At 65.2% G+C, this 22,919-nt stretch carries 18 protein-coding genes; 6 read left to right on the forward strand and 12 right to left on the reverse strand.

The features are described 5' to 3' along the window. Positions 1-8: 8 nt before the first annotated feature. From acnD to prpB, 3 genes are all read right to left on the reverse strand, one after another. Positions 9-2,609, reverse strand: coding sequence for a Fe/S-dependent 2-methylisocitrate dehydratase AcnD (gene acnD / locus AB870_RS13940; protein ID WP_047905169.1), 2,601 nt, complete (start codon positions 2,607-2,609; stop codon positions 9-11). A gap of 124 nt (positions 2,610-2,733) precedes the next feature. Next, positions 2,734-3,885, reverse strand: coding sequence for a bifunctional 2-methylcitrate synthase/citrate synthase (gene prpC / locus AB870_RS13945; protein ID WP_047905170.1), 1,152 nt, complete (start codon positions 3,883-3,885; stop codon positions 2,734-2,736). A 26-nt stretch (positions 3,886-3,911) separates the two neighbouring features. Next, a complete protein-coding gene (gene prpB / locus AB870_RS13950; RefSeq protein ID WP_174554726.1) occupies positions 3,912-4,802 on the reverse strand; it encodes a methylisocitrate lyase in 891 nt (296 codons plus the stop codon). A 405-nt stretch (positions 4,803-5,207) separates the two neighbouring features. Here prpB and prpR point away from each other — a divergent pair, with 405 nt between their 5' ends. Next, positions 5,208-7,217 (forward strand): propionate catabolism operon regulatory protein PrpR, encoded by a 2,010-nt coding sequence (gene prpR, locus AB870_RS13955; protein WP_047908204.1) that lies wholly within the window; start codon positions 5,208-5,210, stop codon positions 7,215-7,217. Between the two features lie 52 nt (positions 7,218-7,269). Here the strand turns inward: prpR and AB870_RS13960 are convergent, their stop codons facing one another. The 4 genes from AB870_RS13960 to AB870_RS13975 form a co-directional block, all read right to left on the reverse strand. After that, entirely contained in the window at positions 7,270-7,431 is a 162-nt protein-coding gene (locus tag AB870_RS13960) for a hypothetical protein (protein ID WP_157112327.1), read from the reverse strand. A gap of 144 nt (positions 7,432-7,575) precedes the next feature. Next, entirely contained in the window at positions 7,576-8,379 is an 804-nt protein-coding gene (locus tag AB870_RS13965) for a MetQ/NlpA family ABC transporter substrate-binding protein (protein ID WP_157112328.1), read from the reverse strand. A gap of 421 nt (positions 8,380-8,800) precedes the next feature. Continuing rightward, complete coding sequence (locus AB870_RS26385) at positions 8,801-9,388, reverse strand: hypothetical protein (protein ID WP_174554727.1); 588 nt, start codon at positions 9,386-9,388, stop codon at positions 8,801-8,803. A gap of 415 nt (positions 9,389-9,803) precedes the next feature. Further along, positions 9,804-10,751, reverse strand: a complete 948-nt coding sequence (locus AB870_RS13975) for a GlxA family transcriptional regulator (RefSeq protein ID WP_047905171.1) — start codon at positions 10,749-10,751, stop codon at positions 9,804-9,806. A gap of 281 nt (positions 10,752-11,032) precedes the next feature. Here AB870_RS13975 and AB870_RS13980 point away from each other — a divergent pair, with 281 nt between their 5' ends. After that, a complete protein-coding gene (locus tag AB870_RS13980; protein WP_047905172.1) occupies positions 11,033-11,857 on the forward strand; it encodes an SDR family NAD(P)-dependent oxidoreductase in 825 nt (274 codons plus the stop codon). A gap of 66 nt (positions 11,858-11,923) precedes the next feature. On the opposite strand, the gene AB870_RS25640 is transcribed toward AB870_RS13980, so the two are convergent. After that, the gene (locus tag AB870_RS25640; protein ID WP_053059374.1) at positions 11,924-12,385 is read right to left on the reverse strand and encodes a hypothetical protein; all 462 of its coding nucleotides are present in this window, start codon (positions 12,383-12,385) and stop codon (positions 11,924-11,926) included. A gap of 176 nt (positions 12,386-12,561) precedes the next feature. Next, complete coding sequence (locus tag AB870_RS13990) at positions 12,562-13,518, reverse strand: LysR family transcriptional regulator (protein WP_047905173.1); 957 nt, start codon at positions 13,516-13,518, stop codon at positions 12,562-12,564. A 325-nt stretch (positions 13,519-13,843) separates the two neighbouring features. Here AB870_RS13990 and AB870_RS13995 point away from each other — a divergent pair, with 325 nt between their 5' ends. The 4 genes from AB870_RS13995 to AB870_RS14010 are packed head-to-tail and all read left to right on the forward strand — an operon-like array spanning position 13,844 to position 18,624. Continuing rightward, positions 13,844-15,178, forward strand: a complete 1,335-nt coding sequence (locus AB870_RS13995) for an MFS transporter (RefSeq protein ID WP_047908208.1) — start codon at positions 13,844-13,846, stop codon at positions 15,176-15,178. Continuing rightward, positions 15,175-15,954 carry an SDR family NAD(P)-dependent oxidoreductase gene (locus AB870_RS14000; RefSeq protein ID WP_047905174.1) on the forward strand — a complete coding sequence of 260 codons (780 nt, stop codon included), beginning with the start codon at positions 15,175-15,177 and terminating at the stop codon, positions 15,952-15,954. Before AB870_RS13995 ends, AB870_RS14000 begins: the two co-directional genes overlap by 4 nt. A 37-nt stretch (positions 15,955-15,991) precedes the next feature. Then, the gene (gene ilvD / locus AB870_RS14005; protein ID WP_047905175.1) at positions 15,992-17,734 is read left to right on the forward strand and encodes a dihydroxy-acid dehydratase; all 1,743 of its coding nucleotides are present in this window, start codon (positions 15,992-15,994) and stop codon (positions 17,732-17,734) included. Further along, positions 17,734-18,624, forward strand: coding sequence for an NAD(P)-dependent oxidoreductase (locus tag AB870_RS14010; RefSeq protein WP_047905176.1), 891 nt, complete (start codon positions 17,734-17,736; stop codon positions 18,622-18,624). Before ilvD ends, AB870_RS14010 begins: the two co-directional genes overlap by 1 nt. A 108-nt stretch (positions 18,625-18,732) precedes the next feature. Here AB870_RS14010 and AB870_RS14015 read toward each other — a convergent pair whose 3' ends face one another. The 3 genes from AB870_RS14015 to AB870_RS14025 all read right to left on the reverse strand — a co-directional run bounded on the left by AB870_RS14015 (position 18,733) and on the right by AB870_RS14025 (position 22,619). After that, positions 18,733-20,346, reverse strand: a complete 1,614-nt coding sequence (locus AB870_RS14015) for an ABC transporter substrate-binding protein (protein ID WP_047905177.1) — start codon at positions 20,344-20,346, stop codon at positions 18,733-18,735. A gap of 185 nt (positions 20,347-20,531) precedes the next feature. Then, on the reverse strand, positions 20,532-21,389 hold the full coding sequence (locus tag AB870_RS14020; RefSeq protein WP_157112329.1) for a 4'-phosphopantetheinyl transferase family protein: 858 nt from the start codon (positions 21,387-21,389) through the stop codon (positions 20,532-20,534). A gap of 303 nt (positions 21,390-21,692) precedes the next feature. Continuing rightward, on the reverse strand, positions 21,693-22,619 hold the full coding sequence (locus AB870_RS14025) for an IclR family transcriptional regulator (RefSeq protein ID WP_047908209.1): 927 nt from the start codon (positions 22,617-22,619) through the stop codon (positions 21,693-21,695). Positions 22,620-22,919: the final 300 nt, after the last annotated feature.

Raw genomic sequence — 22,919 nt, forward strand, 5'->3', positions numbered from 1 at the left:
GTCTCTCCTCAGGCAGCTGCCTGCGACGATTCCAGAAAGTCCTGCGCGAAGCGCTGAAGCACCCCGCCCGCCTCGTAAATGGACACCTCTTCGGCCGTGTCGAGACGGCAGGTCACGGGCACGTCGACTCGTTCGCCGTTCCTGCGATGGATCACCAGCGTGAGATCGGCGCACGGCGTGCGCTCACCGATGACGTCGAACGTCTCGCTGCCGTCGATGCCGAGCGTCTTGCGATTCGTGCCCGGCTTGAATTCGAGCGGCAACACGCCCATGCCGACCAGATTGGTGCGGTGAATGCGCTCGAAGCCTTCCGCGACGATTGCCTCGGTACCCGCCAGACGCACGCCCTTGGCCGCCCAGTCACGCGAGGAGCCCTGACCGTAGTCGGCCCCGGCGATCACGATCAGCGGCTGCTTGCGCGCCATATACGTCTCGATAGCCTCCCACATGCGCGTGATCTTCCCTTCGGGTTCGATGCGCGCGAGCGAGCCGGCCTTGACCTGGCCGTCGACCACGACCATCTCGTTCTTGAGCGTCGGGTTGGCGAACGTGGCGCGCTGTGCCGTGAGGTGGTCGCCACGATGGGTGGCGTACGAGTTGAAGTCCTCTTCCGGCAGGCCCATCTTCGCGAGATATTCGCCCGCCGCGCTGTCCGCCATGATGGCGTTCGACGGCGACAGGTGATCGGTCGTGATGTTGTCGCCGAGCACCGCCAGCGCGCGCATGCCGCGCAGTGTTCGCTCGCCGGCCAGCGCGCCCTCCCAGTACGGAGGACGGCGGATGTACGTGCTCATCTCGCGCCAGGCGTAGAGCGGTTCGGCGCGCTCGCCCTGCTCGACCGACGCGGCAAACATCGGCTCGTACACACGGCGGAACTGCTCCGGCTTGACGCTGCTCGCGATGATCGCGTCGATCTCCTCGTCGCTCGGCCACAGATCGGCAAGCTTCACGGGCCTGCCCTGGGCATCGACACCCAGCACGTCCTTTTCGATATCGAAGCGAATGGTCCCGGCAATCGCATAGGCCACCACCAGCGGCGGCGAGGCGAGGAACGCCTGTTTGGCGTAGGGATGGATGCGGCCGTCGAAGTTGCGGTTGCCCGAGAGGACCGCCGTGGCATACAGGTCGCGTTCGACGACTTCCTTCTGAATCGCCGGATCGAGCGCCCCGGACATGCCATTGCATGACGTGCAGGCGTAAGCGACCACGCCGAAACCGAGCTTCTCGAGTTCCGGCAACAGACCGGCAGCCTCCAGATACAGCGTAACCGCTTTCGAGCCGGGGGCGAGCGAACTCTTGACCCACGGCTTGCGCACGAGGCCCGCGCGATTGGCGTTGCGCGCGAACAGACCCGCGGCGATCATGTTGCGCGGGTTGTTGGTGTTGGTGCAGCTCGTGATCGCAGCGATGATGACCGCGCCGTCCGGCATCCGTCCCGGCTCACTCTCGACCTTGCCGCTGATACCGCGCGCGGCCAGCTCGCTCGTCGGCACGCGCTTGTGCGGATTCGACGGACCGGCGATGTTGCGCACCACGCTCGACAGATCGAACGTGAGCACGCGCTCGTACTGCACCTTCGTCAGGCTGTCGGCCCACAGACCGGTCTGCTTCGCGTACGTCTCGACCAGCGCGACGAGCGCGTCGTCACGGCCGGTGAGCTTGAGATATTTGATCGTCTGAGCGTCGATATAGAACATCGCCGCCGTTGCGCCGAACTCCGGCGCCATGTTCGAGATCGTCGCGCGGTCGCCCAGCGTGAGGTTGGCGGCGCCCTCGCCGTAGAACTCCAGATAGGCCGACACGACCTTTTCCTTACGCAGGAATTCGGTAAGCGCGAGCACGATATCGGTCGCGGTAATGCCCGACTGCGGTCTGCCCGTCAGTTCCACACCGACGATGTCGGGCAGACGCATCCACGACGCGCGGCCCAGCATCACGCTCTCCGCTTCCAGCCCGCCCACGCCGATGGCGATCACGCCCAGCGCATCGACCATCGGCGTATGCGAATCGGTGCCTACCAGCGTATCGGGATAGGCCACGCCTTGCGTCACCTGAATCACCGGGCTCATGCGCTCCAGATTGATCTGGTGCAGGATGCCGTTGCCCGGCGGAATCACGTCGACGTTGCGAAACGCCTTCTTCGTCCAGTTGATGAAGTCGAAACGGTCTTCGTTACGACGATCTTCAATGGCGCGGTTCTTGGCAAATGCATCCGGATCGAAACCGCCGCACTCGACCGCGAGCGAGTGATCGACCACGAGTTGGGTCGGCACCACGGGGTTGACCAGCGCCGGATCGCCGCCTTGCGCCGCAATGGCGTCGCGCAGACCCGCGAGGTCGACCAGCGCCGTCTGGCCGAGAATGTCGTGGCACACCACACGAGCGGGAAACCACGGGAAATCGAGGTCGCGGCGTCGCTCGATCAGCTGCCTGAGCGAGTCGGCGAGCGCCGCCGGTTCGCAGCGGCGCACGAGATTCTCGGCCAGCACGCGCGACGTGTAGGGCAGCGTATCGTACGCGCCCGGGGCAATCGCCTCGACGGCGGCTCGGGCGTCGAAGTAGTCGAGCGACGTCCCGGGCAGGGATTTGCGGTATTCGGTGTTCATCATGTGAGGAAGGTGCCGGCCCGGCCGGTTGCGATGTGAAGACGGCGCGCCGGCATCGGGCGCGAGACGGCAGCAGGTATCGCGCTACTGCCGTCCCGAAGGCTTCCGCCCGGCGCGCAATGCGGACTTAGCGCTTGTCGATCGGCACGAACTGCTGATCTTCCGGACCGGTGTAGTTGGCGCTCGGCCGAATGATCTTGTTGTCGATGCGTTGCTCGATGATGTGCGCGCTCCAGCCCGAGGTGCGCGCGATCACGAACAACGGCGTGAACATGGCCGTGGGCACGCCCATCATGTGATAGCTCACGGCGCTGAACCAGTCGAGGTTCGGGAACATCTTCTTGACGTCCCACATCACCGATTCGAGACGCTCGGCAATGTCGTACATCGCCGTATTCTGCTGCGCCTTCGACAACTCGCGCGCGACTTCCTTGATGACCTTGTTGCGCGGATCGCTCACGGTGTAGACCGGGTGGCCGAAGCCGATGATGACTTCCTTGTTCTCGACACGCTTGCGAATATCCGCTTCGGCTTCGTCCGGCGAGTTGTAGCGCTTCTGCACTTCGAACGCCACTTCGTTCGCGCCGCCGTGCTTCGGGCCGCGCAGCGCACCGATGGCGCCCGTGATGGCCGAATGGATGTCCGACCCGGTACCGGCGATCACGCGCGCGGTGAAGGTCGAGGCGTTGAATTCGTGCTCGGCGTAGAGAATCAGCGAAGTGTGCATCGCGCGCACCCACTGGTCCGACGGCTTCTCGCCGTGCAGCAGGTGCAGGAAGTGGCCCCCGATGCTGTCGTCGTCCGTCTCCACGTCGATGCGAACGCCGTTCTGGCTGTAGTGATACCAGTACAGCAGCATGGAACCGAGGCTCGCCATCAGCCGGTCGGCGATGTCGCGCGCTCCCGGGATGTTGTGGTCGTCCTTCTCCGGAAGCACGGTGCCGAGCACCGACACGCCCGTGCGCATGACGTCCATCGGATGCGCGGCGGCGGGCACGGCTTCGAGGGCGTCCTTCACGGCAGCCGGCAGGCCACGCAGCGACTTGAGTTTGGCCTTGTAGCCGCGCAGTTCGGCAGCCGTCGGCAACTTGCCGTAGACCAGCAGATACGCGATCTCTTCGAATTCGGAAGCCTGCGCCAGATCCAGAATGTCGTAGCCGCGATAGTGCAGATCGTTACCCGAACGGCCCACGGTACACAGCGCGGTATTGCCCGCGGTGACACCCGACAGGGCGACGGATTTTTTCGGCTTGAAGCCGGTGGCGGTCGTCTCGCTCATGCTCTTTCCTCCAGGATCAGGGTTCGTTATTTCTGTTGCGCGAACAGGGCGTCGAGCTTCTGTTCGTACGCGTGGTAACCGATGCTCTCATAGAGTTCGGCGCGTGTTTGCATCGTGTCGAGCACGGCCTTTTGCGTGCCGTCGCGACGAATCGTGTGATAGACGTTTTCCGCCGCCTTGTTCATGGCACGGAAGGCGGACAGCGGATACAGCACCAGCCCGACCTGCGCGCTTCTGAGTTCTTCCACGGTGAAGAGCGGCGTCGAGCCGAACTCTGTAATGTTGGCGAGCACGGGGACCTTCACGGCATCGGAAAACTGGCGGTACATCGGCAGTTCCGTCATCGCTTCCGGGAAGATCATGTCCGCACCGGCTTCGACGCAGGCGCAGGCGCGGTCGATGGCGGCCTGAAGCCCTTCGACGGCCAGCGCATCGGTGCGCGCCATGATGACGAAGTTCTCGTCGGTGCGTGCATCCACCGCGGCCTTGATCCGGTCGACCATCTCCTGCTGCGTCACGATGGCCTTGCCCGGACGATGGCCGCAACGCTTCGCACCGACCTGATCTTCGATATGCATCGCGCCCGCGCCGAACTTGATGAGCGACTGCACGGTGCGCGCAATGTTGAAGGCCGACGGGCCGAAGCCGGTGTCGACGTCCACCAGCAGCGGCAGGTCGCATACGTCGGTGATGCGGCGCACATCGGTGAGCACGTCGTCGAGGGTCGAGATGCCCAGATCGGGCAAGCCGAGCGAGCCCGCCGCGACGCCGCCCCCGGACAGATAGATCGCCTTGAAACCGGCCGCCTTGGCGAGCAAGGCGTGGTTGGCGTTGATCGCACCGACAACCTGCAACGGTTGCTCGGTCTTGACGGCCTCGCGGAAGGCGGCGCCGGCCGAACGAATGGTTTGCGTCACTTGAGTCCCTCGGTCGTGTTTGGCGAGACGTGCGGTCCGATGCCGCCGCGTCGCGCGTGGGTTGCGTAGGTGGAGTGCGGGTATGCATTAGCAATGGCCGTGCCAATGATATCGATGCAGACGTGGGCGTTGCGTCGCCACGCCGGTAATGCCTTCATTTGTCGAAGGAAATTCTTCGCTGGCGCGACGTGTACGTCAAGGTCAAGGCCCGGCAATGGCATGGGGTCCGTACTCAATCTGTTTCATTTTGAAACGAAAAATGAAACAAATCATCGCAACATGCTACGATGCAACCTAATTTGCCCGCCCCACCCGCCCGATATGCCGAATTCGTCCCCCGCCGATTTACCGCCCCGATCCGCCGGCGCACCGGCCGGTGGGCCGCGCCCGGGAGCCACGCCCGCCATGCGAAAGCCGGTGATCTGGGCCGTCGGCATCAGCAAGCTCGGGGAACTGTATCGCGACATCGTGCCCGATTACGCCACGCAGGCCGAGGTGCATATCGTCGACAAGGGCTATGAGGCGGTGATCGAGGCGCTCGAACGACTGCCCGCGGGAAGCGTCGACGGCATCGTCGCGGGCGGATCCAACGGCGACTTCCTGCGTGAGCGTCTCGCGCTGCCCGTTGTGCTGGTCAAGGTGACGGGCTCGGACGTCATGCATGCGTTGGCGCGGGCGCGCCGCGCGTTGCCTGCGTCGTCTCCCGACTCGCGGATCGCGCTGGTGTCCTACGCACGCCCGGCGCCGGAGTTCGAGCGCTTCAAGAGCGCTTTTCATATCGACATCGCGCAACACACTTACGTCGATGCACAGAACGCCGAAGATCTGGTACTGCGGCTGCGCGACGAAGGCATGGAAGTGATTGTGGGTCCTGGTCTCGTTACGCAACTGACCGAGCGCGCCGGCCTGACGGGCATCTTCCTGTACTCGCAGGGCTCCGTGCGCGCCGCGTTCGATACGGCGCTGGAAGTCGCGCGTCTCGGGCGTATCGAAGCCCAGCGGCGCGAACGTCTGGACACCGTGCTGCGCCACTTGCACGAGGGCGTGGCGGCCGTCGATCTGAACGGACGCATCGAAGCGATCAACGCGTCGATGGCCGGGATTCTGGGCGTCACGGCAGTCGACGCGCTCGGGCGCCCTCTCGATGCCATCGCCCCGCCCCTCGATATGGCGCGCACGCTGGAGAGCGCGAGCGCGGAACTCGAAGCCATTGTGTCGATGGCTGGAAAAACCTGGGTCATCAACCGTATTCCGCTACTGGATCAGGGAACGCTGACCGGTGCGCTGGTCACGTGTCAGGACTCGCAGGCATTTGCCCGCGTGGATCGTTCGCTGCGCTCGCGGCACCGTCCGCGGCATCTCGTGGCGCGCTACCGCCTCGACGACCTGATCGGCGACTCGGCAGCCATGACGCAAGTGCGCGCGCTGGCACGCCGTTATGCGCAGACGGATTCGACGGTGCTCGTGCACGGCGAAAGCGGGACGGGCAAGGAATTGCTTGCCCAGGGCATTCACAACGCCAGCCGCCGACGCGACTATCCGTTCGTCGCGATCAATTGCGCGGCATTTCCGGAAACGCTGCTGGAAAGCGAATTGTTCGGGTACGAGGACGGCGCATTCTCCGGCGCCCGGCGCGGCGGCAAGGCCGGTCTTTTCGAGACGGCGCACAACGGCACCATCTTTCTGGATGAAATCGGTGAGATGCCGATGCCACTGCAAACACGTCTGCTGCGCGTATTGCAGGAGCGTGAAGTCCTGCGCCTCGGCGCCAACGAACCCGTGCCGTGCGACGTGCGTGTCATCGCCGCCACGCACCGCGATCTTCGTGCGCAAGTCGGCGCAGGGCTGTTCCGCGAAGACCTCTACTACCGGCTCAACATCCTGCGCATGGTGCTCCCGCCGTTGCGCGAGCGCATGGACGACCTGCCTCGACTCACGCCGCTGTTTCTCGAACGTGCTCTCGCCCGCGCGGGCGCGCGCATGAGCGTCGACGCGTTGCAGGCGTCGCTATTGCCGCTGCTGGCCACCTATCGCTGGCCGGGAAACGTCCGGGAACTGGAGAATCTGCTCGAGCGCATCGCCGTCGTGTGCGCCGACGTGGTCGACGCCCGGGAAATCAGCCGGGCGCGCCTGATCGAAATCGCCCCGGAACTGGGTACGGCGACGGACGCCGCCCAGGATGTTTCAAAAACGAACGCAGGACGGAAAATCGGCACGCCGACAATGGTCGCCCCGAGCGAGGAAGTACACGCCACCCGCGGCGCGCCGCTCACAGGACGCGAGCGGCGCGCCGCCGAGGAACTCGCACGCATTCACGCGACGCTGGCGGCCTGCGGCGGTGACCGCAACGCCGCGTGTGAAGCGCTCGGCATCAGCCGCTCGACCCTGTGGCGCAAGCTTCGCACCGGCATTTGACCCGCCACGCCGGTAACTGCCCGCGCCTGCCTGCCGAGCCGGCCGGTGCGGTTCAGTGCTGGTGACGGATGCGATCCCACATCTCGTGCCAGTCGAGCCGCCGGTGCCCGGACGGTTCGTCGTGGTGCGTCACCCAGAAATGATCGACGAGCATGCCGATGGCGAAACCGAGGAGCAGCGCCACCGGCATCATCGAAACGTTCATCATGGACATGGCGGCCTCCCGTCGATGGAATGACACTTCCATTCTAGTCAAACGCTTTCATGCCAGCGCAGCAATCGCCCAGGCACGCCGGCATGAAAAAACCGGGGTCGAAACCCCGGTTTTTTCATGCGCGGCACACCGCAAACCCCATGCTTACCATGTGGCGATCAGCGCCCCCTTGAACTGGGTGTCGATGAATTGCTTCACTTCGTCGGAGTGGTAGGCGTCGACCAGTTGCTTGACCCACGGCTTGTTCAGGTCTTGCGTGCGCACGGCGATCAGGTTGGCGTACGGCCCCTTCAGATCTTCGATGGCGATGGCGTCGCGCTTGGGCACCAGACCCGCCTGTGCAGCGAAGTTGGTGTTAATCGACGCGGCATCCAGATCGGGCAAGGCGCGCGGCAATTGCGCGGCTTCCAGTTCGCGGATCTTCAGTTTCTTCGGGTTCTCGGCGATGTCGAGCGGCGTGGCGTTCTTGCCTTCCAGACCGGACTTGAGCTTGATCAGGCCTTCCTTCTGAAGCAGCAGCAGCGCACGGTTGCCGTTCGACGGATCGTTCTGGATACCGACCTGCGCGCCGTTGGGCAGGTCCTTGAGCGACTTGTACTTCTTTGAGTAGAAGCCCAGCGGCGATACGTAAGTCAGGCCCGCCGTCGTGATCTTGTAGCCGCGGTCCTTGACCTGGCTGTCGAGGAACGGCTTGTGCTGGAAGCCGTTGGCATCCAGATCGCCGGCGTCGAGCGCGGCGTTCGGCTGTGCGTAGTCACTGAACTCGACGATCTTGATGAACAGGCCGCGCTTCTCGGCAACCTTCTTCACGACTTCGAAGATCTGCGCGTCCGAGCCGGCCATCGTGCCGACCTTCAGGGGCTTGTCGGCGGTCTGAGCCGAAGCGCCGAGGGAGGCGAGCGCAAACGTGGCGCCGAGGAACGCGTTGATCAGTTGACGGGACAGCATGTGCGAATTCTCCTTGTGCTTATGGATTGCGGCGCCTGTTGGGCGCCTGTGCGAGTGAGCGCGAACCTGATGGGTCCGCCCGGGTCGCCCGCACAGCCCAATGCGCGCGACCGGAATCCGGATGCTGCCACAAACGCGGGTTTACGCGAAATACATAATCGGCATTTTCATATCCCCCATTCGTTTCGATAGGCTGGGCAAATCATAAAAAAACGCCCCTTCGGATCACCAAAGGGGCGCCCTTCGCCGGGAGAACAGCCTGATCACGGGCCGGGGGGGTGGCACGGCCGACGGCGATGCCGTCAGCCGGTCGCGTCAGGAACCGACGAATAACCTGAGATGCGTTACGTTATCGAGGTGCCGAGGGCCAGTCCCTGCACGCGCTGTGCCGAACGCGTGCAGGCGCCCGCCCTCTCCAGGCTCAGGGACAAGGCTCCTCGCCCGCCTGGCCGTTCATGTTGCATCCGCTGCCCCCGCCCGCGCCGAGGGCGCCGGGACCACCGAATGCCGCCAATCCATTGCCGCCGGCCGCGCCGCCGATGCCGCGCCCGCCCGGGCCGCCCACGCCGACACCACCACCACCACCACCACCGCTACTCGCGCCAACGCCGCCTCCGCCGCCGGTACCACCACCGCCGCCACCGCCGCCACCACCACCGCCACCACCACCGCCGCCGCCACCGCCGCCACCACCACCGCCGCCGCCACCAGGGCCACCGCCATGGCCGCCGCAGCCGCAGCCGCCTGCGCCACCGATACCACCGATACCACCGATACCACCGATACCACCGATACCACCGATGCCGCCAACGCCGACACCGCCTCCCGGTCCACTGGGGCCGCCGAAGGCACCCAGGCCACCGAGGCCGCCGCCACCGCCGAAGCCGATGCCGCCGCCACCGCCGCGCCCGCCACCGCCACCACCGGCGGCATATGACGCATTGATCGAAATGCCGCACAGCATTGCCGTTGCGGCCACCGCTACCAACGTCGCCTTGAACCCGTTCATGGTCCCCTCCCCGCGCACGCGCACACACTCACTTCGGAACACGCCGAACCCCGCCAGAAGGTCGGGCGTTACGGCGAAAGCGCATTCGCAGTAAACGCGGGCAATAACTGCCCCGCCCGTGCGTCGATGCACAGGAGTCCCTGGCCAACAGCCTGCGGAGAATCCGGGTTGGCGCTTCGCCATACACGATTCACGTACGCGAATTCCGTGCCAGACGACTCAACCCTTTGATTTAAAAAGAATTAATAACTCAACTTGCGAGACATCGGGGGATGGCCTGCCAAAAATGTATCGTTCATGAAACGCTTACATCGCCCGCCCGCCGGAAACGACGTTCGTCCGTGCGGACGACGTCGTCATGAGCGCCGGCGGAGTCCCGCATGAGCATCGCCTCATCGCCCTCATTGCCGGCCGACTAGGCGCGCATCCGCTCACGTGCTTCGCGCAACAAGGCCTGCGGCGGCTTGCCGAGGGTGCGCACAAAAGCCCGCCGCATGCGCTCTTCGTCGCCGAAACCGGTCACGTCCGCCACCCGCGCAATCGACGCCTCGCCGGCTTCGAGCAACGCCTGCGCCGCTTCCAGCCGCAATTTCTCGATGGCCTTGGCGGGCGTGAGGCCAGTCTGCAACGTGAACTCGCGGCTGAAGTGCCGGGCGCTCCAATGCACTTGCGCAGCCAGTTGTTCGACCGACAACGGCTCGCGCAAATGCTCGCGCGCATACGCCAGTGCGGCGCGCACGCGGTCCGAGCTTGGTTCGAGCGTGGAGAGTGTGGAGAACTGCGATTGACCGCCGGTGCGGCGGTAGTGCACCACGAGCAGTCGTGACGTCTCGCGGGCGATCTCGCTGCCGTAGTCGGCTTCGACCAGCGCGAGTGCCAGATCGATTCCGGCCGTCATGCCGGCGGAAGTCCAGATGCTGCCGTCGTTGACGTAAATCCGGTCCTCTTCCACGACGACGTCCGGATGCTGCTGCCGGAGCGCGCTCGCCTGCCCCCAGTGCGTGGTCGCGCGCCGTCCCTCCAGCAAACCGGCGTCGGCCAGCACGAAGGCCCCCGAGCAAATACTGCCGATGCGGCGCACGTTCGGCGCAAAGCGTTTGAGCGCGTCGACGAGATCGGGCTCGGTCGGCACGACGTACGTAGCGCCCGCTACCAGCATCGTGTCGTAATGACGCCGGCCAATGGTTTCCGTCGCCACGGAAATCCCCGCCGAATCCTTCACAAGCCCGCCTTCCACCGAAACGGTCAGCACTTCGTAAAGTGGCGTATCCCGCCCGAAATTCGCGATCTCGAACACCGACATCGCAGCGAGCGAAATCATCTGAAAGCCCGGATAGACCACCAATGCAACACGTTTCGTCATGACTGAAAGAAGGCACCAGGGCCATAGCGGAAGGAGCGGCCGATGTGTCGATTGTAATGAACGACACGCGCCGACGTCGGACACGCTTGTCCTAAAAAGTGGTTTTATTGTCATTTGAGACATCGACAATCCGTACCAAACTCCGTGGCATTGGACGGCGCGAACGACACCCTTCACGACCGGCCAACGACTCCCGCCTCCGCGTCGAACCGCGTGACGGGCAACGCACGAGGCGCCCGAACCGCGCGCAAGCGCAACATTGCACAGGAACTGAAACTGCCATGACCCAACATCCCTCAACGCCCCTGGGCACCGCCCTCATCACCGGCGCCTCTTCCGGCATCGGTGCCGTTTATGCCGAGCGTCTCGCCCGCCGCGGTCACGATCTCATTCTCGTGGCGCGCAATTCCGCACGCCTGCACGACGCCGCGCAGCGCATCCACGCCGAGACCGGCCGCAAGGTGGACGTCATCGTCGCGGATCTCTCGACCCGCGACGCACAGGCCGTGGTCGAAGCGCGTCTGCGCGAGGACGCCACGATCGATACGCTGGTGAACAACGCGGGCTTCGGCGCCGTCGCGCCGCTGCTGCAAGCCGATATCGAGCACATGACCGACATGATCGAAGTCAACGTCACCGCACTCACCAGGCTGACTTACGCCGCCGTTCCCGGATTCGTGGCGCGCAAGCGCGGCACGGTCATCAACATCGCGTCCATCGCCGCGATTGCGCCGGAATTGCTCAACGATGTCTATGGTGGCTCGAAGGCGTTCGTCGTTGCTTTTTCGCAGTCGCTGCAACATCAACTGACCGACACCGGCGTGCGCGTGCAGGCGGTGCTGCCCGGTGCGACGGCTACCGAATTCTGGGAGGTGGCGGGCAAATCGCATGGCGAGTTGCCGCAGGAGTGGCTGATGACGTCGGCCGATCTGGTCGATGCGGCCCTGTCCGGGCTCGACCAGGGCGAAGCCGTCACGATCCCGCCGTTGCAGGATGGCGCCCAGTGGGCCGCGTACGAAGCGCTGCGCCGCCAGATGTCGCAAGGCCTGAGCAACAGTGCGCCGGGCAAGCGTTATGGCGTGAAGACGGCCGCGCGGGCGGCCTGATGGGAAGCGCGCGTGCGCGTCACGGGTCTTCCTGTGGCGCGCACGAACAACGACAATTGACGGCGCTCAGTGGCGGTAATCGAGTTCACGGGCGAGCGTTGCACAGCGCTGTTCGCGCGGCAATGCGCTCGTCGACGGCAGGTTGCGACGGCGCTCGAAGGCGTCAAGCCATTCGTCGCTGCCCGGGTCGGGACCATGCCCCTGCGCGTCGCCAACCGCCGCGTAGTGAGTCTCCAGATAGGAGAACCACTCCGGCGTGCAAGGCCGGCGCGATGGATTGTTCAATGCCGAGGGCACGGCGTCTCGCGCGATCGGCCCCGGCACGGCGGCAGGTCGGGTCGACGGCTGTGGTGCAGGCGACGGCACAGGCAGTATCGACGGCTGCGGTGCAGGCGACGGCACGGGCAGTAACGATGGCTGTGGTGCAGGCGACGTCGCAGGCAGCGTGACCGGTTTGGGCGCCGGAACCGTCGTGCATCCGGTCGCCATGACGAAGGTCGCGGCGAGCGCGCAGGCACGCCATGTCAACGAGACGCGAGAAGCAGAAGCAGAAGCAGAAGCAGGATGGGATTTCACAGGCGGCCTCCAATGGGAGCGAGTTCATGGACGTGCCAGTCTATGCATGCCTTACTGGGAGATTTCCCGCTTTCCCAAATCGCTCGAACGCGTCGCCCTTCCCGTTTTTGCAGCGTCTTCCCAGCCCCTCAATTGGCGTCGATCAGTTCGGCCGACGACTCCCGCAGACAGTCGGCGAACAACTGTGCCGCCGGCGTTGTCGTGTCTTCGCGCCAATACAGGATGGCTTCGCCCAGCGGCCCCAGTGGCGGCAACGGCAGCACGCGCATGCTGCCGCGCTGGGCATAACGGCGCGCCAACGAGAGCGGCAGGATCGACACGAAGTCCCCGCCGCGCAGCAACGCCAGGTTCAGCGACAGCGAACTCGATTCGATGGCCGGGCGCTGTAGTGTCACCCCCTGCTCCGCGAGAATTTCGGCCATCGTGGTGAACGCCGGCGAGCCGCGCATCGGCGTGATCCAGCGCACGTCCTGCAAGTCGGCCCAGGCCACGGCCGCCTCGGCAGCCCCGAGCGGATGATGCGTGCCGACGACAAACACGAACGGCTCGTGATGCAATGCCTCGTTGCGCATTACCGGCAGGGTTCCGGTCACGCGATTACGCCCTAGCGCCAGATCGAGGTTGCCCTCGTCCATCATCTTCAGCAGCCGGTCCAGTGTGGCTTCCACGAACGAGAAGGACGCGTTCGGCGCGCGTCGCGTGAACAACTCCACCGCGTGCGCGACCAACGGCTGCGGAATGGTGACCACCGCGCCGAAGCGCACATGCCCGGCAGTTCCGGCGGTGAGCGCGCTCACGTCCCGTCGCGCAAGCTCGATCTGCCGCAGGATTTCACGGCCGCGCTCGACCAGCACGCGCCCGATGCCGGTCAGTTCCACGGCATTTCCGACGCGGCGCACCACCGCCGCCCCCAGCGCGTCTTCGATTTCCGCGATCTGCTTGGAGATGGCGGGCTGCGTGACGTGAAACGCCGCCGCCACACGCGTGACCTGACGCAACTCGCCCAGCGTCACGAGAATGCGCAGGTGGCCGAGTTTCAGGCCGCTGCGGAAGAAGCGCTCCATCGAGCTATCGGTTGTCGTCATGGCGGTCTGCGAGAAAGCGGCATCGAGCCGGGTACGGACGGCAAGACGTCCGGCGAATGACCGACATCATAACCAAACGGTAATGTCGCGAGTGCAAAGTGTGATTTGCCGCGACGGCCGTGCAGCCCTTACCCTTCGATCGAGCAGCGTTGCCGCGTATGGGAGTCGGCGCTCCATCCAGTGAGCGCGGGTATACCCGTTTGCATGGACCGAAGCGAAGCACGCATAACCAGGTGTCGCACGACGTCGCGGCACTTACCCCAATGCGCCGCGCCTGCCCGATAACTCGACGTGCCCAATGGCACGCACCTCGGAGACAACACCCATGAGCACGTCCCTTTCCGGCGGCGCGCAGCCGCATGCCACTGCGGCCGCCCCCGCCAGCCTCGACCCCACACAGCGCAATGCGCTGTATCGAAAGCTGACCTGGCACATCATTCCGTTCCTGTTTCTCTCGTTCATCGTCGCGTACATCGACCGTGTGAACGTGAGTTTCGCCAAGCTGGAAATGCTCGCCGACCTGTCGCTGTCCGAGACGGTCTACGGCGCCGGCGCGGGCGTGTTCTTCCTTGGCTACTTTCTGTTCGAAGTGCCGAGCAACCTGATCCTGCACCGCGTGGGCGCGCGCATGTGGATCGCCCGCATCATGGTCACGTGGTCGATCATTTCCTGTCTGACGATGTTCACGCAGGGCCCGATGTCGTTCTACATGCTGCGCTTCCTGCTCGGCGTGGCCGAAGCGGGCTTTTTCCCCGGCATCGTGCTGTATCTGTCGTCGTGGTTTCCGTCAAACAAGCGCTCACAGATCATTGCCCTGTTCATGGTGGCGATTCCGGTGTCGGGCGCCATCGGTGGTCCGCTCTCGGGCTGGATCATGCAGCATTTCGGCGGTATGCACGGCTATTCGGGATGGCAGTGGCTGTTCCTGATCGAAGGCATCGCATCGCTGCTGGTCGGCGTCGCGGCGTTCTTCGTGCTGCAGGACAGGATCGAGACGGTGAAGTGGCTGAGTGCCGACGAGAAACGCCTGCTCGCGCAGGACCTCGCGGCCGACGGCAGCACGCGCGCACATCACAGCGTGCGCGAAGTGTTCGGCAGCGCCAAGGTGTGGATGCTCGGCCTGCTGTATTTTTGCATTGCCATGGGCAACTACGGTCTCGTGTTCTGGCTGCCGACAATGATTCGCGCGGCCGGCGTGGCCAACCTCGGCAACATCGGCATGCTCTCGGCGGTGCCCTCGCTGGTGAGCGCCATCGCCATGATTCTGGTTGCGCGCCATGCCGACCGTCGCAACGAACGCCGCATGCACGTCGCCGCGTGTTGTGTGCTCGGCGCCGCGGGCATGCTCGCCTCCGTGCTGCTGGCCGACCATCTGTGGTGGTCGATGGCAGCCCTGATCGTCGCGGCCATCGGCATCAATTCGATTGCGCCGGTCTTCTGGGGCATTCCCACGGCGATGATGGGCGGCGCCGGTGCGGCTGCGGCCATCGCGCTGATCAACTCGACCGGCAACCTCGCGGGCTTCGTGAGTCCCTATGTCATCGGCTTTCTCAAGGACAGCACCGGACAATTGTTGCCGGGCATGATCGTGCTGGCGTGTGCACTCGTCGGCGGCGCATGCATCGTGATGTCGCTCAAGCCCCAACGGAGCGACGCATGAGCTTTCCCGTCTGTCTCGTCACCGGTGCCGCAACGGGCATCGGCGCGGCCACCGCGCTGCGCTTCGCTCAGGACGGCTGGGCCGTCGCCATCAATAACTTCGACGACAGCACGCGTAGCGCCGCCGAGGCGGTCGCCGCACAGTGCCGCGAGACCGGTGCGCAAACGCTCGTGGTGGATGCCGACGTCGGCGACGACGCCGCATGCCGCCGCATGGCCGATGCCGTCGGGGCGCGGTGGGGAAGGCTCGACGCCCTCGTGAACAGCGCGGGCACGACGCGCGTGATCGCCCACACCGATCTGGAAGCCATCGACGCCGCTGAATTCGAGCGCATCTACCGCGTGAACCTCATCGGCATGTTTCAGATGACGCGCGCCGCCACACCGTGGTTGCGCGAGCGTGCGGCAGGCGCGGGCTCGGCGTCGGTCATCAACGTATCGTCGCTCGCGTCGCTCAACGGCACGGGGTCGTCGATCGCTTATGCGGCGTCCAAGGGGGCGGTCAATTCGCTCACGCTCTCGCTCGCCCGCAGTCTCGCGCCGCATGTGCGCGTGAACGCCATCGCCCCCGGCATGGTCGACGACGGCCTGTTGCGCCGCGTGCTGGGCGACGACGCCTACGGACGCGTTGTCGACGGCATGCGCGAGAACGCGCCGCTCAAGCGGGTCTCGCAACCTGCGGAGATCGCCGAACTCGCCTGGTTCCTTGCCGCACGCGCGCCCGCCATGACCGGCCAGGTGCTCGCCATCGAGAACGGGCTGCTGCTCAACACGTGAGCGCCGCACCCAGCCATACCCGCCTAAGGAAGTCCCCATGACAGATCTGCACAAACACCGCTCCCGCACGGTCACCGAAGGCGTCACGCGCACGCCGCACCGCGCTTTTCTGCGCGCTACCGGCCTCGACGATGCCGCCATCGACAAGCCGTTCGTCGCCATCGTCGATACGTTCGGAGAGAACACGCCCTGCTCCATGTCGCTGAACCAGATTTCCGACAATGTGCGGCTGGGCGTGGCCGCCGGCGGCGGCGTGCCGATTCGCGGCTCCGCCATCTCGGTCTCCGACGGCACCTCGATGAACCACTCGGGCATGCGATTCTCGCTCGTCTCGCGCGAAACCATCGCGGACAGCGTCGAGCTGTTCGTGCGCGCCCATTGCTACGACGCGCTCGTGGGCGTGGCCGGCTGCGACAAGACGCTGCCCGGCATTCTGATGGGCATGGTGCGGGTAAACGTGCCGGGCGTGTTCCTCTTCGGCGGCGCCATGCTGCCGGGCGTGGCCCCGGACGGCTCGCAGGCCACCATTCTCACGGCCATCGAAGCGGTCGGCACGGCGCAACGCGGCGACATGTCCGCCGAGACGCTTCGCGGCATCGAAAAGCGCTGCACGCCCACGGCGGGGTCGTGCCCCGGCCAGTTCACCGCAAACACCATGGCGATGGTCGCGGAAGTGCTCGGTCTGGCGCCGCTGGGCTCGGCGATGGTGCCGGCCGTCTATAGCGAACGGATCGCGATTGCACGCCGTGCCGGCGAAAATGTGATGCGCGCGTTGCGCAACGGCGGACCGTTGCCGCGCGATCTCGTCACGCGCAAGAGTCTCGAAAACGCCTGCGCCGCGGTGGCGGCCACGGGCGGATCGACCAACGCCATGCTGCATATCCCGGCGATTGCGCATGAAGCGGGCATCGAATTCACGCTCGACGACGTGTCCGAAGTTCTCGCCCGCACGCCGCTCATCGGCGACATGCAGCCGGGCGGACGCTATCTGGCCGTCGACCTGCATCACGTGGGCGGCGTGCCCGCGGTGCTCAATGCACTGCTCGCCGGAGGGCACATTCACGGCGACACCCTCACGCAAACCGGTAAAACCCTCGAAGACGCACTGCGCGCCTTCCCTGGCCCGGACGGCCGTGTCGTCAAGCCGCACACCGAGCCGCTCTCGCCCAACGCGGGCCTGGTCGTGCTGCGCGGCAACCTCGCCCCGGACGGCGCCGCCCTCAAGACGGCCGGTCTGAAGCAACTCACATTCACGGGCACCGCGCGCGTGTTCGAGACGGAAGAAGACTGCATGGCGGTGGTATCGGCGCAGACGTACCGCGAGGGCGACGTGCTGGTGATTCGTAACGAAGGCCCCAAGGGCGGCCCCGGCATGCGCGAGATGCTTAGCGTGACGGCCGCCATTTACGGACAGGGAATGGGCGAGAAGGTGGCGCTGCTCACCGACGGCCGGTTCTCGGGGGCGACGCGCGGCATGTGCATCGGCTACGTCGGCCCGGAGGCGGCCGCCGGCGGACCGATTCGTCTAATTCGTGACGGCGATACCATCCATATCGACGCAATCAAGGGTAAGCTCGACGTCGAACTCTCCGATGAGGAACTCGCCGCCCGGGCCGCGCAGGTCAAACCGTTCGTGCGGGGCCGTCTGGGCGGCGTGCTGGAAAAGTACGAAGCGCTGGTGCGGCCGGCCAAGCTGGGTGCGGTGACCCACTCCGGCGCCGTGCAATGGCCCTATGAAGCCTCGATCGGGGAGACGCCAATCCACGAGGACCCGAATTGATGACTACCCCACGCGTAGGTTTATGCGGCATCGGCCGCATGGGCGAACCGATGACGCAGCGGCTGCTGGCCGCCGGTCACGGCGTCGCCGTCTGGAATCGCTCTGCCGCGAAGCTCGGCGCCCTGACCGAGGCCGGTGCCATCGCTTGCGTCACGCCGCAGGCGCTGGGCGAATGCGTCGATATCGCCTTGCTTTGCCTGGGTGACGGCAAGGCGGTCGAAGCCGTGGTGTTCGGCGAGCATGGCCTCGTGCACGCCGCCACACCGCCACGTTATCTCGTCGACCATTCCACGCTTTCACCCGCGCTCACGCGCCATCTGGCCAAGCGCTGGCACGAAGCCACCGGCAGCATCTGGATCGACGCCCCCGTGTCGGGCGGCACGGGCGGCGCCGAAGCCGGTACGCTGGCCATCATGGCCGGTGGCCCGGCGCAAGCCATCGAGGCTGTCACGCCGGTACTGCGCGCGTTCTCCTCGCGCGTGACGCGCATGGGCGACACCGGCGCCGGGCAAACGACCAAACTCGCCAATCAGGCCATTGTCGCCACGACGCTCGCCGGTCTGGCCGAAGCCTTCGTGCTTGCCAAGCGCAGCGGCATCGACACCGCCGCCGTGCCCGCCGCGCTGCAAGGCGGCTGGGCCGATTCCGTGCTGATGCAAACGCTGTGGCCGCGCATGGTGACCCCGCCCGACTTCGCGACCGGCACCGTGCGCGTGATTCTCAAGGACCTCGATGCGATTGCCGAACTCGCGCACACCAGCGCGACAGTGCAACGGGTGCTGCCCGAGGTGCGCCGCCTGCTCAAGGATGCCGTCGAACGCGGCATGGCGGACTGGGATCTGTCGCAGGTGTTTCGGATCGGCGAGGCCGAGAGCGCGCCGGACGCCTGACGTCCCGCCTCCCGCCCCCGTCACTCGCCGACAAAAAAGCCATGCCCCGTGACGGGCATGGCTTTTTTCATCCGGCGCCGGCTTGCTGCAACGAACGGCTGCCTGCGCTTACTTCACCTTGACGGCCGAGAAGTCCTGACGGCCGAACGGGCTGACCCGATAGCCGCTCACATCGGCGCGCGTAATCACCGAAGCGACCGGGTGCGCGAGCGGAATCCACAGCGCGTCGTCCTTGATCGCCTTCTGCGCCGCCTGATACTTCGCGGTGCGTGTGGCAACGTCGTGCGTGCGCTTGCCGTCGCCGATCAACTTGTCGAGATTCGCATCGCAAAAACGGGCGAAGTTGGTACCCGAAGTCACGGCCGCGCAGCCGAACTGCGGCGTGAGGAAATTGTCCGGATCGCCGTTATCGCCCGACCAGCCCATGAACAGCAGATCGTGCTCACCCGCTTTGCCGCGCCGAATCAGCTCCCCCCACTCCACGGTCTTGATCTGCGCCTTCACGCCGATTTTGGCGAGATCGCTTTGCAGCATTTCGGCGCCCACACGGGGGTTCGGATTGAGCAGGCTGCCCGCGGGACGCGTCCAGATCGTCGTCTCGAAGCCTTGCGGAAAGCCGGCGTCGGCCAGCAACTTCTTCGCCTTTTCGACGTTGTGCGGATAGTCGGCCACGTTCTTTGCGTAGCTCCACGTGTTCGGCGGATATACATTCACCGCCGGGGTCGCCGCGCCTTCGAACACTTGCTTGACGTAGCTCGGCTTGTCGAATGCCAGGTTCAGGGCCTGACGCACCCGCACGTCGTTCAGCGGCTTGTGCTGGGTGTTGATGGCGACGAACGCGGTCATGAATGCTGGCGTCTCCACCACCTTGAGTGCCTGGTCGCTGCGTGCGGCCTGCACGTCTAGCGGCTTGGGCGACAGAGCGATCTGACACTCGCCGACCTTGACCTTCTGCGCGCGCACGGCGGCGTCGGGCACGATCGTGTAGATCAGCCGCTCGGATGCGGGCGCGCCGCCGAAGTACGATTTGTTCGCATCGAAACGCACGACATTGTCTTTCTGGTAGCTGCGAAAGACGAACGGGCCGGTGCCGATCGGACGCGCGTTGAGTTCATCGGTCTTGTTGGCGGCGACGAGCTTGTCCGCGTATTCGGCCGAATAGATCGATGCAAAGCCCATCGACAGCATCGACAGGAACACGGCGTCCGGCGCGGAGAGCGTGAAGCGCACGGTGTTGTCGTCCACCTTTTGCACCGACTTGATCAGCTTGCCCAGCGAGAGCGACTGCGCATGCGGGAAGCCCGACGGCGTGAGCTTGTGCCACGGCGCGTTGTCGTTGAGCATGCGCTCGAAGGTGAACACGACGTCGTCGGCATTGAAGGCGCGCGTGGGCTTGAAGAGGTCGTTGCTGTGAAAGCTCACGTTCGGTCGCAGCGTGAACGTGTAGGTCAAACCATCCGGACTCACCTCCCACCTCGTGGCGAGGCTCGGCACGACCTTGGCCTGCGCGGCGTCGAATTCGACCAGACGGTTGAACACCGGATCGGCAGACGCGTTGGTCGTGGTCAGCGAGTTGTAACGCACGACGTCGAACCCTTCCGGGCTGGCTTCGGTGCAAACGGTAAGCGGTTTGGCCTGTGCCGCGAGCGGGATCAACGGCAAGGCGAGCGCGGTGAGTACTGCGGCGAGAGTGTGACGCGAGGCGAGCGGGCGACGGCGCATGAGCTTCTTCTCCAGGAAGTCGATGACGGGTGGGATGGGTTGCGATGAATATGACGAATGTCATGGATGGCAAAACAGCGGGCCAGAATAGCGCAAATTCAGGACCCCTGCCTTTGCGCCGGCGCATATGCATATATGCATGGGCACAAATGCCAAAAGTGAACGTCGGCGAACCGCAGTGAATATCAGTTTTGCCAGCCGAAGGCGCGCATCCGGTGAACGATGCTGTCGCGCGCTGCCACAACCGTCAATCGCGAGCTTACGGACATGTCGTAAAGATAGCGTGTGCGCCCGGCATACGGCACGCTCACGTACGGGTGAGCGAGGAGCGGGATATCGGCTCCCGACGCCAGCGCCTCGCCCTCGCCGGCGAGCCGCGCCAGACACAGACGATGCGCTGTGTCGCGGGCTACCGCAAACGGATCGAGAGCCCCGGTGGCGCTCTCGTCGGCCCCCACGGGCGTCGGTGCATGTGCGGCCAGCGCAACCGGGCCTTGTCCCATCGCGACGAAGAGCCAGAGTCCCGCGTGCGCCATGTCGATCCACACTTTGCCGTGCGGACCGTCGCACGCCAACGATGACACGCCGGGGGTCGCCACCGGCACGGGCGCTTGCGCGGGCGTACAGCGGAACCACCGTCCGAATATCCAGCGAAGCGCGATGCGCTCCGAGAGGAAGCGGTGACGCATTTGCGTACGGGGCAAGCGCCGCGCCAGCGCATGTTCGGCCGCCGAGAGCCAGGTGGCCCCGTCGTCCGGCCCGCCTGCCGCAGCCCCCGTCGCCCCGAAAGGACGACCCGCCAACAGAAAGCGCCACAACCAGAGTTCGTCGCTGCCGCATTGCGCCGACGGCGTGAGTGCGGTTCGCGCCCCATCCCCGACCTGCTCGACCGCTTCGATGTCGCTGCTCGCCAGCGCACGATTTTGTGCGCTGCCGGTGAGCCTGCGCCCGCCCTGCCCAAATTGCCCGAGCGGCACGTAAGTCATGGAAGGTGTGGGAATCGATGCTACGTGCGGCGTGGGATCGACCGTTCGTTTCAACATCAACAATTGACGTCCTCCACAGACGTGACTGCCGACGGCGCACCTCGCCTCAGGCAAGGGCCGCCGGGAATCACCCATTTGTTAATGAGAATCATTATCAAATGATAGCACAAGCGTCTACGCTAAAGGAGTGACATGTGGATGGGAATTGGCTTGAATTCCCGGCACCGCGCCGACATCCCAAGCCGGAGCGGCGTCAGCCGCCTATGCGGCCAACGCGTCGAAACGGCACATTGGGAAATGTCGGCGAGCCGGCGCGAGAAACGCGCGAAGAAGCCGAAGAAGCGCGGATGACTGGGCGATTCAGGCGCTCGCAGGCAGCGGCGGACGGTAGCCCAGCGCGTGGCTCGCCGCCATCGCTTCTCGACGCACCGCCTCGCCGATCGGGCTGTCCATACGGGCGTCGAAGCCGCCCGTCGCGCCGAGCGCGGTGATGACGCCCACGAGCCGTCCGTCGTAATTGAACACCGGCGCGGCGATGGCGCTGATGCCGGTCAGGTTGGTGTCCCGCACGCACGCGCCCTGTGCGGCGCGCACAGACGCGCGCAGCGTACCTATCGGATCGGCGGGATCGAGCTGGGCGCGATGCTCCGCACTTGCGTGCGCCCACTCGCTCTCGGCCATGGCCTGCACTTGCGGGTCATCGAGAAGTCCAAGGAAAACGCGACCGGCGGCGGACCAGAGAACGGACATGACGGAGCCGATACGCACGTTGATGGTGACCGGCAGCCCCGGCTCCTCGAAGCGCACTATGGTCGGCCCCTTGTTGCCCATTACGGCAATGAAGCAGGTGACGTCGAACGCCTCGCGCAAACGTACCAGCGCCGGTTCGGCCGCGCGTACCGGGTCGGCCTGTCGCATTGCGGCCACACCGATGAGCATGGCTTCGAGTCCAAGGTAGTAATGCTGCGAGTCGGCGTCCTGCGCCACCAAGCCCTCTTCGACGAGACTCATTAGATAACGGTGAACCTTGGCCGGACTTTGCTGGACGTGCAAGGCAAGCAAAGTCAGACTCGCGCGCCCGCCCAGACGGGCCAGTCCCTTGAGCACGACCATGCCGGTCTCCGCCGACTGCACGCGCTGGCGGCGGCCCCGTTCGCGCGGCGCATCATTGCCGTCGACGGCATCGGCGGCCTCCTGTCCGGCGACCTCGTTAAAGCCGCCCGATTGGCGGGAAAGCGCGGCCCCGCTTCGCGGGCGGCCTGCTGTGGATCGTTTGCTTGTCGTCATCGGCGAGATTTTAAGATGCAAATCATCGTAGCCCTGCGTCGACAAGTCTAGAGGTTAACCCCAGTCCACGAATTTACGCAATGCGTATTATATTTACGCTTAACAAATCAAGAGAATGTGGATCCGCCATGGACATGAGATCCGCGGCGCGACGGACCCCATCGAACCGAGGAGACGTCCCGTTCGACTTTGGGCGCGAACGCCGGATTCGCCCGGTGCACGCTACCCGCGCCGCAGCACTCCTCTACACTTGATTTATTGTGTGCGCCGCCAGGATTCCCGCGAAGCTCGCGCGAGTCG

This window comes from Pandoraea faecigallinarum (assembly GCF_001029105.3).
Classification (GTDB): Bacteria; Pseudomonadota; Gammaproteobacteria; order Burkholderiales; family Burkholderiaceae; genus Pandoraea; species Pandoraea faecigallinarum.